The organism is Natrinema thermotolerans (genome assembly GCF_031165565.1).
Classification (GTDB): domain Archaea; phylum Halobacteriota; class Halobacteria; order Halobacteriales; family Natrialbaceae; genus Natrinema; species Natrinema thermotolerans.
This window is the reverse complement of the sequence record NZ_CP101873.1, coordinates 1878507-1892184: the sequence shown is the minus strand read 5'-3', so window position 1 is coordinate 1892184 and position 13678 is coordinate 1878507. Positions and strand designations below refer to the sequence as shown.

16 protein-coding genes and 1 tRNA gene are annotated in these 13678 nt (G+C 67.0%); 7 read left to right on the top strand and 10 right to left on the bottom strand.

Features of this window, described 5'->3' with window-relative positions:
• Positions 1-178: 178 nt before the first annotated feature.
• Positions 179-502, top strand: a complete 324-nt coding sequence (locus NP511_RS09800; protein ID WP_006648373.1) for a 4Fe-4S dicluster domain-containing protein — start codon at positions 179-181, stop codon at positions 500-502.
• Here NP511_RS09800 and NP511_RS09795 read toward each other — a convergent pair whose 3' ends face one another.
• Both NP511_RS09795 and NP511_RS09790 read right to left on the bottom strand, forming a co-directional pair.
• Complete coding sequence (locus NP511_RS09795) at positions 503-667, bottom strand: DUF6757 family protein (protein WP_006183007.1); 165 nt, start codon at positions 665-667, stop codon at positions 503-505.
• Positions 668-723: 56 nt separating this feature from the next.
• Positions 724-1503: a PHP domain-containing protein gene (locus NP511_RS09790; protein WP_049965331.1), complete on the bottom strand. Its 780-nt coding sequence runs from the start codon at positions 1501-1503 to the stop codon at positions 724-726.
• A 159-nt stretch (positions 1504-1662) separates the two neighbouring features.
• Between NP511_RS09790 and NP511_RS09785 the strand changes: the two genes are divergently transcribed.
• Positions 1663-1950, top strand: coding sequence for a DUF5789 family protein (locus NP511_RS09785; protein ID WP_006648371.1), 288 nt, complete (start codon positions 1663-1665; stop codon positions 1948-1950).
• A gap of 233 nt (positions 1951-2183) precedes the next feature.
• Here NP511_RS09785 and NP511_RS09780 read toward each other — a convergent pair whose 3' ends face one another.
• A complete protein-coding gene (locus NP511_RS09780) occupies positions 2184-3245 on the bottom strand; it encodes a zinc-dependent alcohol dehydrogenase family protein (RefSeq protein WP_006648370.1) in 1062 nt (353 codons plus the stop codon).
• 89 nt (positions 3246-3334) lie between these two features.
• Complete coding sequence (locus NP511_RS09775; protein WP_049965332.1) at positions 3335-4342, bottom strand: DUF5784 family protein; 1008 nt, start codon at positions 4340-4342, stop codon at positions 3335-3337.
• Positions 4343-4478: 136 nt separating this feature from the next.
• On the opposite strand from NP511_RS09775, the gene NP511_RS09770 reads away from it, so the two are divergent.
• The gene (locus NP511_RS09770; RefSeq protein WP_006183001.1) at positions 4479-4652 is read left to right on the top strand and encodes a DUF5786 family protein; all 174 of its coding nucleotides are present in this window, start codon (positions 4479-4481) and stop codon (positions 4650-4652) included.
• Positions 4653-4726: 74 nt separating this feature from the next.
• Here NP511_RS09770 and NP511_RS09765 read toward each other — a convergent pair whose 3' ends face one another.
• Positions 4727-5719: a zinc/iron-chelating domain-containing protein gene (locus tag NP511_RS09765; protein ID WP_049965334.1), complete on the bottom strand. Its 993-nt coding sequence runs from the start codon at positions 5717-5719 to the stop codon at positions 4727-4729.
• Positions 5720-5832: 113 nt separating this feature from the next.
• Here NP511_RS09765 and NP511_RS09760 point away from each other — a divergent pair, with 113 nt between their 5' ends.
• A complete protein-coding gene (locus NP511_RS09760) occupies positions 5833-6078 on the top strand; it encodes a DUF7561 family protein (protein ID WP_049905478.1) in 246 nt (81 codons plus the stop codon).
• 160 nt (positions 6079-6238) lie between these two features.
• On the opposite strand, the gene NP511_RS09755 is transcribed toward NP511_RS09760, so the two are convergent.
• A tRNA-Gly gene (locus NP511_RS09755) sits at positions 6239-6327 on the bottom strand.
• 223 nt (positions 6328-6550) lie between these two features.
• On the opposite strand from NP511_RS09755, the gene NP511_RS09750 reads away from it, so the two are divergent.
• On the top strand, positions 6551-8401 hold the full coding sequence (locus NP511_RS09750) for a helicase C-terminal domain-containing protein (protein WP_049965335.1): 1851 nt from the start codon (positions 6551-6553) through the stop codon (positions 8399-8401).
• Between the two features lie 6 nt (positions 8402-8407).
• Here NP511_RS09750 and NP511_RS09745 read toward each other — a convergent pair whose 3' ends face one another.
• The 4 genes from NP511_RS09745 to NP511_RS09730 all read right to left on the bottom strand — a co-directional run bounded on the left by NP511_RS09745 (position 8408) and on the right by NP511_RS09730 (position 11893).
• Positions 8408-8521 carry a surface glycoprotein gene (locus NP511_RS09745; RefSeq protein ID WP_211249104.1) on the bottom strand — a complete coding sequence of 38 codons (114 nt, stop codon included), beginning with the start codon at positions 8519-8521 and terminating at the stop codon, positions 8408-8410.
• Between the two features lie 37 nt (positions 8522-8558).
• Entirely contained in the window at positions 8559-9704 is a 1146-nt protein-coding gene (locus tag NP511_RS09740) for a class I SAM-dependent methyltransferase (RefSeq protein WP_049965336.1), read from the bottom strand.
• Entirely contained in the window at positions 9697-10818 is a 1122-nt protein-coding gene (locus NP511_RS09735) for a 60S ribosomal export protein NMD3 (protein WP_049965337.1), read from the bottom strand. The genes NP511_RS09740 and NP511_RS09735 overlap by 8 nt, the downstream gene beginning before the upstream one ends.
• A 301-nt stretch (positions 10819-11119) precedes the next feature.
• Entirely contained in the window at positions 11120-11893 is a 774-nt protein-coding gene (locus NP511_RS09730; RefSeq protein WP_049965338.1) for a creatininase family protein, read from the bottom strand.
• A 137-nt stretch (positions 11894-12030) separates the two neighbouring features.
• Here NP511_RS09730 and htpX point away from each other — a divergent pair, with 137 nt between their 5' ends.
• Both htpX and pspAB read left to right on the top strand, forming a co-directional pair.
• Positions 12031-12921 carry a zinc metalloprotease HtpX gene (gene htpX, locus NP511_RS09725; protein ID WP_006648361.1) on the top strand — a complete coding sequence of 297 codons (891 nt, stop codon included), beginning with the start codon at positions 12031-12033 and terminating at the stop codon, positions 12919-12921.
• A 24-nt stretch (positions 12922-12945) separates the two neighbouring features.
• Entirely contained in the window at positions 12946-13554 is a 609-nt protein-coding gene (pspAB, locus tag NP511_RS09720; RefSeq protein ID WP_049965339.1) for a PspA-associated protein PspAB, read from the top strand.
• The last annotated feature ends 124 nt before the right edge of the window (positions 13555-13678 follow it).

The following is a 13678-nucleotide window of genomic DNA, read 5'->3' as shown; positions in this document are numbered from 1 at the left end:
CGGCTTCGCCGTCTGGACCCGCGAACTGCTCGACGACCGGGTGGCGGACCGCGACGCGGACCGGACGACGGGCGACTGCATTCCTGCGACCGCGTCCTGCGGTCGCTCGAGTCGGCGAGTCACGCGTCGCAACGAGTACGCAAATTTAAGTGCGCGTCCCGCATTGAACCTGTTAGCAATGGCCATAGATCCGCAGTTCAATGAGAACCGCGAACAGGTCGACGAACACGAGGGCCACGCGGTCTGGGGCCCGGTCGAGGAGCCGGAGGAACTCGGCATCCACGGCACCCACGTGGCGGTCGATTTCGACATCTGCATCGCCGACGGGGCCTGCGTCGAGGACTGCCCGGTCGACGTCTTCGAGTGGATCGACACGCCGGGGCATCCGGAAAGCGAGGAGAAAGCCGACCCGGCCAACGAGGCACAGTGTATCGATTGCATGCTCTGTGTCGACGTCTGTCCGGTCGACGCCATCGACGTCGACGCCGGACGAACGGCCTGATTACTCGGCGCGGTCGACGTCGACCTTCTCTTTGAGGCTCTCGAGCCCGTCGGCTTCAGCGAGTTCCTGGAGGCGCTCGCGGAAGTGTTCCTCACAGAGGCCGACTTTGAGTCCATCGGACTCGGCTGCGAAGGCGGCCTCGCGGTCGCAGTAGTGGCAGTTCATACTCACGCGTTGGGACCACGTCGCATTGAACCCTCCGCTAGCGGCCAACGTTTGGATCAATCGACTCTCAACTCGAGTCGCTCGAAGGCTTCTCGCGAGAGGCCCGCGACGCCGATTCGGTCGTCGTGGGCGTCGCTGCCGCCGGTGACCAGCAGACCGTGGCGCTTGATTGCCCGTTCGACGGGGGCGCGATCGACGTCGCGGCCGTACGGATATCGCAATTCGACGGCGTCGAGATCGGCCGCCAGCGCGAGCGCGCTCTCGGGGTCGCGATACCGCAACGGGTGGGCGAGCGAGACGAGCCGACACGACTCGGCCAGTGCCGCCCGCCCGCGCTCGAACGACGGCACGTCCCGCGGCACGTAACACGGGCAGTCCGAGCCGATGAGGTGATCGAACGCGCCCTGGTAGTCGTACGCGGCCTCGGGGTGGGCCTCGATCGCCCGCGCGATGTGGGGCCGTCCGAACCCGCCGTCGACCGTCACGTCCAGCTCGAGCCCCAGCCGGGACTCCACGCAGTCGACGATCGCCCGGCCGCGCTCGATGCGGTTCCCCTGAATCGTCTCGAGGATCGCCTCGAGGTCGCCGCTCGGCTCGAGGCCGTAGCCCAGCAGGTCGAGCCGCTGGCCGCCCGGCGTCTCGACGCGAAGCTCGATCCCGTGGATGAGCGTCACGCCGTCGCGTTCGACGACCGGGCCGTCGAACGGCTGGACCCGGTCGTGATCGGTCACCGCGACCACCTCGACGCCGCCGCGGCGCGCGGCCTCGGGCACCACCTCGAGATCGAGGCTCCCGTCCGACCGCGTCGTGTGAACGTGTAAGTCCGCGTGAGGCATACGCTATCCGAACCGGGCCGCTCCTAAAGGCATTTCTCCGTGCCCGCGTTCTGTTTTTCGCGATCTCTAGGGGTCTACTAGGTGTTCTAGGTCTACAGTGCGACTAGGAAACATAGATGGACAATGTTTATAATCATTGTTCACGGAGGATCTGGTGTAATGCTGCTCAATGGCACCGGCGACGTCATCGACGACCACGAGTACCCCGCCACGACCGAGGAACTGATCGAGGAGTACGGGGACCGCACGCTCGAACTCCCCAACGGGACCGAGACGGTCGGCGATGTACTCGCCCGCCTCGAGTCCGAAACCTTCGAAAACTCGGAGGACGCGCGCTTTGCCGTCTACTCCGCCGTCAGCGACAAGGCCGTCGGCCGCGTCGGATACAGCGACCGCGACCCGACGCCGGTCGGCAGCCCGTACGCGCCCGACGCCGTTTCCTTCTAGAACCGAACTTTTGCTCTGCGGGCGCGGCGAAGCCGCGCCCTCGGCAAAACTTCGATGAAAAGCACTCCTCCTTCCTTTCCGTTCGCGTTGCTCACTCCAAGTCAGTCGTCGGCCCGCTCGCTCCCTACGGTCGCTCACGGGTGGTAATAGTTGATTCCCACCTGTGGTAAGTACAAGTAGCTGTACTGAGCGCGAGCGAAGCGAGCGAGGATCCCGCGCAAAAAGTTTGGTTCTTAGAACTCGTCGATAACCGGAATGCCGACCGTCTCGAAGTCGGTCATCGACTCGAGTTTGTCGCTGACGTCCTCGAGGCCGATCGTCTCGGAGACGACTTTCTCGGGCTCGAGTTTGCCGGTCGAGACCATCCGGAAGATCTCGTCGTAGCGGGTCGGTGGCATCCCGAGCGAGCCGATGAACTCGATCTCCTGCATGACCATCGCGTCGGACGGCAGCGAGATCATCCCCTGTTCGTCCTGGGTCGTCAGCCCGACCTGAATGTGCTGACCGCGGGCGTCGAGGCTCGAGACGGAGTTTTGGCTGGTCGTCGCGATACCCAGCGCGTCCATCGAGACGTGAGCGCCGCCGTCGGTGATCGCCGAGACCTCGCCGGGGACGTCGCCGACGTCGTCCGCGTTGATCGTCTCAACCGCGCCGAGGGACTCGGCTTTCTCGAGTTTCTCGTCTTTGAGATCGACCGCGACGACGTTGGCACCGAGCGCGTCGGCGATGTGGACCGCCGAGAGACCGACGCCGCCGCAGCCGTGGATCGAGACCCAGTCGCCGGCACCGACGTCCGCGCGGTGGGCCAGCGCGTGGAACGAGGTCATGAACCGACAGCCGAGGCCGGCCATATCGACCGACGAGACGCCGTCGGGGAGTTCCACGAGGTTGTGGTCGGCGACGGGGACGTGGACCTGTTCGGCGAACGCACCCTGTGCCTGCTCGATGAACCCGAGCGGCATCACGTTCTCGCAGATGTTCGAGCGGCCGCGCTGGCACCGCGGACAGGTCCCGTCGCCGAGGTTGAACGGGACGGCGACGTGATCGCCTTCCGCGACGTTTTCGACCTCGTCGCCGACGGCGACGACGTGGCCGGCCGGCTCGTGGCCGAGGATCTGGCCGGGCTGGGTCTCGAGGCCGAGCCAGCCCCAGTCGCCCTGCCAGCCGTGCCAGTCGCTCCGACAGACCCCGCATGCTTCGAGTTCGACGACGGCCCCGGTCGGTGCCGGCTCCGGCGCGTCGACGTCTTCGATCGAGAGCGGTTCGCCGTGTTCTTCGAGGACTGCTGCGCGCATGGCTGTGGCTATCGTTGCCAGTGGTCAAATACACCCGACCCCGTCTCAGAACTTGATAATTCACGCGTCCGAACGGTCGGCGGCCGCGCTCAGTCCAGAAAGTCGATCGCGTCGGCCAGCTCGAGCGGGACCGCGCCCTTCCGGTAGCCCTCGACGTGGCCGTTCGGCCGGGTGCGGTAGACGACCGCGGGGCGGTGGCGTACGTCGGGTTGTTCGCCCCGAACGGCGGCCCACGCGTCGTCGCGAAAGCTCGAGCAGTCGACGAAAAGGGTCGCGCCGCCGCCGTGTTCCGCGAGTTGGCCGTTGGTCTTGGTCTCGGCGGTATCGCGGACGGCGGCCACGGGGCCGGCCGCAGCGCGGTTGATCGGCGGCTGGGGCCGCGTGACCTCCACGAGGACGTTCGTCTCGGCGTCTTCCGCCCGGAAGTCAAGCGAGTGGCCTGTCGTGACCTCGATCTCCGGGACCACGTCGTAGCCGGCCTCGGTGAGGATCTTCGCGGCGATGAACTCGGCCATCGCGGCGCTCATCCGGACGCGATCGACGTGGTCGCTGGTGCCGAGTTTGCCCGACATGACGTGTCGGTACTCGTCGAGGACGCCGGTCGAGAGGAAGTCCTCGAAAAAGCGGGTCGTCTCCCGGCGGCCGGCATCGGGGAAGCCGGCCGCATGCTCGCGGAAGAACGCGCGGGTCGACTCGCGGCCGTCCTTGGACATGAACACCGGGAGGAAGAACCACGAGAGATGCGGATACTCGGCGAGCCACGGATCTTCCTCGTGCAGCGTCGCGGTCAGTTCCCGCGTCGCCCACCTCGAGACGGGGTAGGGAATCTCGCGCCAGCCGAACTTGTCGGTCTTCCACAGCGCGGAGGGTGTTTCGGTGTTGCCCATCCAGTAGGCCTCCCCGTCGGTGCGCGCGAACAGCGCGATGTCGCCGTTCGCCATCTCGAAGCGGTGTGTCTGCCAGTCGCCGCCGATCTTGAACCACGGCGTGACCGACTGTGCGCCGATGTTCGACTGCAGCGGCTGGAGAATCTCGTTGTGAACTCGCCCGTCGCTCCACGACTGGGGCGAGTACCGAAAGCGAAGCGGCCGTGCCACGGCCGTCCCTACGGGTCGAGGTCGCATATATCGTTCGTTGCGCGTCTCGACGGCGCGCCTACGTTTCACTCGTCCGAGGGGTGTGAGGGACCGTTACATTCATACCTACCACGCGTCTACTATGTACATACCTACCATGTCAATGGGTGCCTATGACGAGGACGAACACGAGCGTCGCGAACAGCAAGCCTCGAAGGTGGACACCGATTTCGACGACGAGCGGACGATCTATCACGGCGAGGTCGAGTACGACTCCGGCGACTCCGCCGAGGACCTGCTAGACACTTTCGAGCAGATCAAATCCGAGTAACGACGGTCGTTCGCTTCTCCCTTCTTCGCCGCCGGACCTTCGACACACCCGTCGCCGCCCGCGGCGACGGACCGTCACTCGAGGGCGTCCCAGCCCGGCGTCTCGGGCGCGCCCCGATCGGTCTCGACGGCGTCGGCGACGGCCGGTGACGGTACCGTGCCGTCGGCGTCCCGAAAGCGGCGCTGCCAGTCGCGGATCGCCGGCCCGACCCACGAGGACCGCTCGTTGTCCCCCTCGAAACTCGCGTCGCCGTCCGCATCGCCGAGCATGCGCTCTCTGGCTCGCTCGTAATGGTGGTCGGAGATGGCCAGCGTTCCGGGGCTCGAGGCGGCTGCGATCGCGACGGGTTCTGCCCGATCGTCCCGCGTGAGTTCGCCCGCCGCAGCCCGGCCGACGATCCCCTCGAGTTCGGCGGGCTGGGGGTGACAGAACAGTTTCGCGCCGATTGCCTGCGAGCCCAGCAACAGCCCCTCGGGATCGTCGTGGTCGGCATCGAGCAAGCGTTCGCCCCCGACGGTCGCCTCGACGCGTTCGCATTCGGTCGTTCCCTCGAGCGCGAGATTGTGTTCGGGATACGCGCCGCACTCGTCGGGAAAGCGCTCGTCCCCGTGGATCCGACACTGCAGCGTCGTCGGATCGAGGAAGACGCAAGTCGGGAGCCAGACCGGCTCCGCGAGCCCGAACGGGGCGACGGGCTTTGGCGGCTTCCGGAGGCCGACGAAGAAGGCCGGCCGGCCCGCGACGGCGGCGAGGGTGTGGCCGTCCACGTCGACGCCGTCGTCCTCCTCTCGAGCCGCCCAGAACCGCGGCGTCAGGACCTCGCCCATCCCCGCCTCGAGGAACCCGCGTACCTCGTCGCGGGTCAGCGCCACGAAGTTGGTGTCGTCGTCGAGGGGCTCTCGAGACGGTCGTTCGCCCTCGCCGCCGGTGAACGGGTCGTCCCGCTGCCGGTGTCGGTGATCGGTTTCGCCGCCCTCGCCGTCGTCCTGAGGCGCGGATCCGTGTTCCTCGAGCAGCGATCGCCAGTCCATGCAACAGCCGGCACAGCCCTCGCAGTTCACCTCCATGTGCGGCCGTATGTCACTGGTACCCATAACCGCTCTGCGGGCCGTTGCAGGAGTCCGTCCCGGCTGGTGGTCGTGGGCGAACGACTTTCATCGTCGGGCACCGACGACCGTGTATGTCGAAGGACTCCTGTGACGGCTGTGGTCGTACCGTCACCGTCTCGGGCGGGATCGCCAACATCTGGTCGTTCGGGACCGACGCCGGCACCGTCGGAACCGCGATAACGCTCGAACTCGATGACGGGGGGTCGTACCTGCTGTGTTATCCGTGTCTCGAGGCGTTGCCCGATTATCCGACCGACGCGGACATCGATCAGCTGGAGCAGGTCGACGAGGAAACCTCGCGAGTCGGATCGCCGTAGGCCGCGGTCGGCAGTGTCGTGCCGTGGTCGCTACTGCTTCTGGTCCGTCGGCGCAAAAAATACGGAGTCGGCGGCCTCGAGAGACGGGTCGGTCCACCGCATCGCTCGAGCGTGAGTACGGCCGGGCCGGTCGGACCGCCGCGGTCCTCGCGGCCGGAAGCGGAAGGGGTGGGATTCGAACGCCACGAGGCGAAATGCCGCCGCGGACCCGGATGGTACCGCGGTACTCTACCGCTGAGCGACCCTTCCGTACCTGAACCGAAGGGCGGAGTCCGTATTTGTAATCGGTCGGTTACCGGCCCGGTTGTGGACAGCCGTCGGCGGTAGGCGGCTGCTACCGGCCGGTAGACGGTAGTTTCGGCCTCGAGCGTCGGTCGCCGTCGATCGACCGCTGGCTCTCGTCGACCGGTCGTTCGTCAGCGGGCGCGACGCTCCGTAGCCTTTAGGACGTGGCCGCGCCCTGCAACGAACGGTGAATCCCGAGCGGATCTTCGAGGAGTTCCCCGCGCCGAGTTACCGCGGGACGCAGGAACAGGCCCTCCGCGACGTTCGCGACGCCTTCGCGGCCGGCAACGACGTCGTCCTCGTGCGCGCGCCGACCGGGAGCGGCAAGTCCCTGCTGGCCCGCGCCGTCGCCGGCTGTGCGCGCCGTGCCGGCGCGGGCGATCCCAGCGACGCCACCGGGGCCTACTACACGACGCCACAGGTCTCGCAACTCGACGACGTGGCCGCCGACGATCTGCTGGCGGATCTCAACGTCATCCGCGGGAAGTCGAACTACACCTGTATCCTGCCCGAGGAACGCGAGACACCGGTCAATCAGGCCCCGTGCGTTCGAGAGCGGGGGTACGACTGTTCGGTCAAACACCGGTGTCCGTACTTCTCCGACCGCGCGATCGCCTCGAACCGCGAGATCGCGGCGATGACGCTCGCCTATTTCATGCAAACTGCCGGCAGCGACGTCTTCCGCAAGCGCGACGTCGTGGTCGTCGACGAAGCCCACGGCCTCGCCGAGTGGGCCGAAATGTACGCGACGATCCAGCTTGGCCCCCGGACAGTGCCGTTCTGGGACGACCTGCGGGTCCCCGAGGTCGACTCGATCGAGCGCGCCGTCCGCTACGCCGAGAGCCTCGCGGGGACCTGCGAACGCCGGAAAGACGACCTGCTCGCTCAGGACTCGCTGTCCCCCGCCGAGGTGCGCGAACGCGACCGCTTGCAGGAACTCATCGGCGACCTCGAGTGGTTCGTCTCCGACTTCCGCGACCCCCAGAGCCCGACGACGTGGCTGGTCGACCAGTCCGACCCGCGTTCCAGCGGGCGAGACGGCGGCGACGGGGACGACCCGCAGGGCGGCCCCTTGACGATCAAACCGATGAGTCCCGAGAAGTACCTCCAGCATACCGTCTGGGACCGGGGCAACAAGTTCGCCCTGCTGTCGGCGACCATTCTGAACAAGGACGCCTTCTGCCGGCAGGTCGGTCTCGAGCCCGACCGGGTAGCGCTGGTCGACGTCGACCACACCTTCCCCGTCGAGAACCGCCCGCTGTACGACGTGACCCAGGGGAAGATGACCTACGACGAGCGCGACGAAACGACGCCGAAGATCGCCCGGACGATCGTCCGGCTCATGCAGCACCATCCCGACGAGAAGGGGCTGATCCACGCCCACTCCTACGACATCCAGGACCGACTCGCCGACCTGCTTTCTGACTTCGGTGTCGGCGACCGGGTCCGCACCCACGACCGGGACGGCCGCGACGCCGCCCTCGACGCGTGGAAAGCGAGCGACGACCCCGACGTCTTCCTCTCGGTGAAGATGGAGGAAGCGCTGGATCTGAAAGGCGACCTCTGTCGCTGGCAGGTCATCTGCAAAGCGCCCTTCCTCAACACCGGCGACTCGAGGGTCGCGCATCGCCTCGAGGAGGGCCAGTGGGCGTGGTACTACCGGACGACGCTGCGGACGGTCATCCAGGCCTGCGGCCGGGTCGTCCGCGCCCCCGACGACTACGGCGCGACGTATCTGGCCGACTCGAGCCTGCTCGATTGCTTCGAGCGCGCGCGGACGGACATGCCTGACTGGTTCGCGGCGCAGGTCGACCGGATGGAGCGACCGGAGCTGCCGCCGTTCGAGCCCCGGGCCGCGCTCGAGGGGACGGACGCGGGCGGTCGCTCCGGCCGCGGGTCCCGAACCGGCTCGCGCACGGCGACGAGCGGGTCGAACGCTGATGGGAGCGGCGGCTCCGGGCGGTCGTCGCGCTCGAGCGGGTCGCGACGGTCCTCGGGCTCGAGCCCGCTGGCGGACGTCTGGGACACCGACGAGTAGTACGGGCTAGAAGATGGCCGTCGCGCCCCAGGCGACCATCGAGGTCACCATCAGCAGCGCGAAGACGACGGCGATGAGCTGATTCTTGTCCATACCCGGCCACAATCGTTGCTCGAGCATCAATGCCACGACACCTGGTGACCGTCACCGCCCGATTCTACGCGAACCGGGCGTCGACGACGACGTGTGTAACACCCGCACTGTGGCTCTTGACCCGTCGTTTCTCGAGGACCTCGAGATCGCGTCCGGCCGCGTCGGCGGCCGCCTCGAGGCGTTCTCTCGGCCGCTCCCACAGTAGCGATTCGGGCGTCGCCTCGTGGTAGTGAACGACGCCGCCGGGGACCAGTGCCGCGAGGGCATCCTCGAGGAAGTCGTGGGCCTCGTCGCTGCGCGTGCCGTGATCCGCGGTTCCGTCTCCACCGCCATCGCCGTCGGCGTGCCCGTAGTAGCCCATGACGACCCGATCGGCCTCGATCTCGCTCGCGAGGTCGCGACAGTCGGTCATGTAGGCGTCGACCCGGTCGTCGACGTCGTTGAGGACGGCGTTCTCGAGCAGGTAGCGGAAGGCGGTCGGGTTGATCTCGGTCGCGGTCACCCGCGCGCCGGCCTGGGCCATCGGGAGGGTGAAGTAGCCGATGCCGGCGAACATGTCGAAGACGCGTTCGTCGCTACTCCCGAGTTCTCCCATCCGGACCCGCTCGGCCTGGTTGCCGGGCGAGAACATCACTTTCGCGGGGTCGAGCCCGTACTGCGTCCCGTGTTCGGTGTGGACCGTTTCCGTGTTCGCGTCGCCGGCGAGCAGCCGTGTTCGGGGCTCGCGGTGGGCGCCGGCCGCACCGTCGTTTGCGATCCCTTCGTCGGCCAGCACGCTGTCGGCCTCGCCGTGGAGTTCGAGCAGCGCCTCGCCCAGCGCCCGCTCGTCGGGACAGCCTTCGGGCACCGTCACGAGGATCACCGACCCGATCACGGCCCACGAGCCCGGCACCGACTCGAGGTCGCGCTCGCTCCAGCCCCGGTCGGCGAGCAGGTCCTCGAGATCGGGGCTCCGGGATTCGGGCTCGAGTTGTCGGACGATCTCGAGGACGTCGGTCTCGGTCGGCGGCTCGGTGATCGGGAGCGCGACCCTGTCGGGGCCGTCTTCCCGGACGCGCCGCGTTTCGTCGTAGACTCCCTCCGCACGGAGCGACTCGGCGGCCGTCTCGGCTCGGGGTTTCGCGACGACCGCGGCCAGCGGGCCGTCGGCCGTCGCCCGCTCGAAGACCTCGTCGGCCGCCGGCTCGAGGTCGGCGTCCTCGTCAGTCATCGTCCTCGGGCAGGATGTGCAGGCCGGCACGGCTCTTCAGCACGGGGACGGTCTCGGCGTCGGGATCGAAGTAGTCCGGCCGAGCGACCGTCGTGGCCCGGAACGTCTCGGGATCGAGGACCTGCACGGCGTTGTCGTCCTCGACGGTGACGACTGTCGCCTCGGCCGCGTCCTCGAGGTCGCCCAGTTTCCGTGCGTCGGGGGAGTTGCCCTCCTCGTAGCCGGCCTCGTAGCGCTCACCGGTCGTCACGCGGACGCCCTTGAGGTTGCCGCGAGCGCTGCGGACGAGGACGGGGCCACCATCGTCGTCGGCGAGATCGATCACGTTGCCGGGCCTGTAGGGCGGCAGGCGGACGGCGAAGGTGACCCGGTAGACCTCGTTGCCGTCCTCGTCCTCCGTGACGAGGGTTTCGGCGTCGTTGACGGTGCCGCCGAACTCCTCGATCATCTTGTTCGAGATCTTCTTCCCGATCTTGTTGGTCGAGACCTTGATGTTCAGCCCGTCGTCTAGCTCGCCGATCTCGGTGACGAAGGCGTTGCGGTCGCCCGTGGCCTCCATGTCGGCGACGATCCCGTTCGCGATCTCCTTTGCCCGTTCGATCTCCTCGGTCGTCGGGGTCCGGTCCTCGGCGCGGATCTGGACGATGCTGGCGTAGTAGTCGCCGGCGATCCGTCCACAGCGGGTACAGGTCTGGCGGGCGATCTTGACCGGCACGGTCACCTCCTCCTCGACCGGCGTTTCGCGGACGACGCCGGTGAAAAACGAGTGCATCCGGATCGTGTTCTGATCGACCTGCTCGGGATCGATCTGCCAGGCGACGTCCTCGACGTCGACGTGGACGCCAAGCGCCTCGCTGACCTCCTCGATGGCGATGTCCGTGTAGTCCTGTGCGCCGACGTCGACCCATCGGTTCCCCCGGTAGACCGCGCCACATTGGGCACAGACCCGGACGTCGATCCGGTTCGGCGCATCGACGAAGTCGAAGTCCTCGAAGTAACAGGAATCGCAGAGTTCGACCTCGGCACCGGGGCGTAACGGATCGTTCGCGTCGGTGGTCGACCGCTCGGGGACCGGATCCCCACACCGGGGACAGAACGCGCGCGACTCACTCATTGGCCCCGTTTGGGACCTCGCGGAGTTAAGCGGCCCGTCTCCGTTCGAGAGCCGTCCGATCGGCCCCCGTCGCTTCCGGTCTACGACCGGTGCGGTTCCGTGACCCTCGCACCGCTCTACGCGGAACGGGGGAGAGTAGCAAAACGTCAGACAACCGTCACACTACAGCCGGTACGGTCGCGTCAGACGTGACTCCGTCACAGGGTCTCCATGCGAAACGAAGGGGTTCGATCGACCGACTCGCGACGTATCAACTGCGATTACAATACCGCCGGCGGGCACGACGCGGAGCCGTCGCCGGTCACTGCGTCCCGTCGCTTACCGCGTCGCGTTCGGCTTCGATACGCTCGACGTATGCGTCGGTGACGGCGTCGAAAATCGCCTCGCCGGCGTCGGCCGTGGCCTCGCTGGGATCTCCCAGAACGCCGTTCTCCGTGATCGATTCGAACCCCTCGCTGAGCAGTCGCGCCGTTGAGAACGATCCCTCCGGTCCCGTCTCGAGGCGGTCCGTCCGGACGAGCCCCTCCTCGATCGCGAGGATCATGGCCGTCTCGGCGGCACCGGCGTGGATAACATCCTGTTGATACTCGAGACCGGCCTCCCGAAGACCCTCGTTCAGCAGTTCCATGTGATCGTCGAGGTCCGCGAGGGCGATCACGGAGGCATCGATCTCGCGAGCGATTTCGGGCGCGACCGTCGAGACCGGCGCGAAGTTCCCGCCGTGGGTCGGGACGAGGACGACGTGGTCGAACCCGTGATCGTCCAGCGAGCGACAGTAGGCGCGGATCACGTCCATCAGCGTCTCCGGCGGCATCGTGATCGTCCCCGGAAACTCCATGTGGTGGCCCGAGCAGCCGGGGCGGATCGTCGGGGCAGCCAGCGCGTCGCCGAGTTCCGTGGCGATTCGGCGTGCGAGTTCGTCGCCATCGAGCGTGTCCATGTTCAGCGGCAGGTGCGGTCCGTGTTGCTCGATCGACCCGACCGCGACGATCGCCGTCCGCGTTCCGTTCTCGAGTGCCGTTTCGACTTCCGTCCACGTACACTCCTCGAGGCGTACCGACTGTGGGGAGGGCATTGCTGTTTCGTCGAAACGCGTCGACCAAAATATACGTTTTCACGGACTGGTCCGACGGCTCCACCCCTCGACGGGCCGGTGCGTTTCTCGGCCCGATGGTCAAGGTACTTATTTCGGCCCAGCCCGTTGCTCTAGGCATGAACTGGCAGGCGGACTGGGGATTGCGACTTCGGATGTTCGTGACGATGTTTCTGCTCTTTGCGCTGTATATCGTCTTCGCGGCCGTGATCACCGCCTACGTCGGCGGCGGATTGCTGGTCTTCGGGCTGTTCTTCGGCGGCTTCTCGCTCGTACAGTACTACTTCAGCGACACGCTGACGCTGAAGAGTATGGGCGCGAAGACGGTCTCGGCCGACGAGTACCCGCAACTGCACGCCTCGATCGAACGGCTCTCCCAGCAGGCCGACCTCCCGAAACCGAAGGTGGCAGTGGTCGACTCGAACACGCCAAACGCCTTCGCGACCGGCCGCAATCAGAAAAACGCGGCCGTCTGCGTGACGACAGGCATCCTGAACACGCTCGAGCAGGACGAACTCGACGGCGTCCTCGCGCACGAACTCGCCCACGTCAAAAACCGCGACATGATGGTGATGACTATCGCCTCCTTCCTCTCGACGATCGCGTTCATGATGGTCCGCTGGGGGGCGTTCTTCGGCGGCGGCCACAGACGCGGGGGCGATCGCCAGGGCGGGGGCGGTATCGTCGTCGCCATCCTCGTCTCGTTGCTGGTCTGGATCATCAGCTACCTGCTGATCCGGGCGCTCTCCCGGTACCGCGAGTACGCCGCCGACCGCGGGGCCGCGGCCATCACCGGCAACCCGTCGGCGCTCGCCTCCGCACTGTTGAAGATCTCGGGCGAGATGGACAAGGTTCCCAAGGACGACCTGCGCGAGGAGGCCGAGATGAACGCGTTCTTCATCATCCCGATCAAGTCCGGCGTCGTCGGCCGCCTGTTCTCGACGCACCCGCCGACCGAGAAGCGCGTCGAACAGCTCCGCGATCTCGAGCGCGAAATGCAATCGTTCTAAGGTACGGCGCCCGTCACTCGAGGTATGGGACTGCTGGACGGGCTGCGGGCTATCCTCGGCTCCCGGGCCGAGGCCGACGCCGGCCGCGACGCCGACCCCGACGACCTCTTCGGGATGAGTACCGCCTACCTCACGATGCAGGCCGATCTGGGCTACGAGTCGCTCGACGTCGGTGCGCTCTGTTTCTCCGGCGTCGACTCCGCGGATTTCCGCGACGCCGTCGACGAGGTCGAGGCGATCCTCGAGGCCGGCCGCGAGGAGACCGGCACCGAGTTTTCGGTCACCAGTGACGACCACGGCTATCACTGGGTCGTCCTCGCGGACGACGACCCCGAGGACCTGATCACGAGCATGCACTTCGCCGCGGACACGTTCATCGAACACGGCTACGGCTCGCGGCTGCTGGCGGCCGTCTTTGCGTACGAAAATCGTGACGGCGATCCCGCGTACTGGATCTATTCGTTTCGGCGCGGTCGTTTCTACCCGTTCGTTCCCCGACCGGGCCGCGAGCGCGACTCGAGCGCGGAGTTCACCCTCGAGTCGGCGCTGGACGGCGAACTCGAGATCGAGCGCGAGAAGGAGTACTGGTACCCCCTCTGGCCGAGCGAGGGCGGCACGCATCCCTGGGAGTGAGCGGCTTGAGAGGGAGTGGGTCAGCAGTCGTCGCAGACGCGCTCGCGCTCTCGAGCAGTAGAGTTCTAAATTGTGTTGGGAACACCGGTACTGCAGGTTGGTCCATCCCAGAAAGTACGCCGCA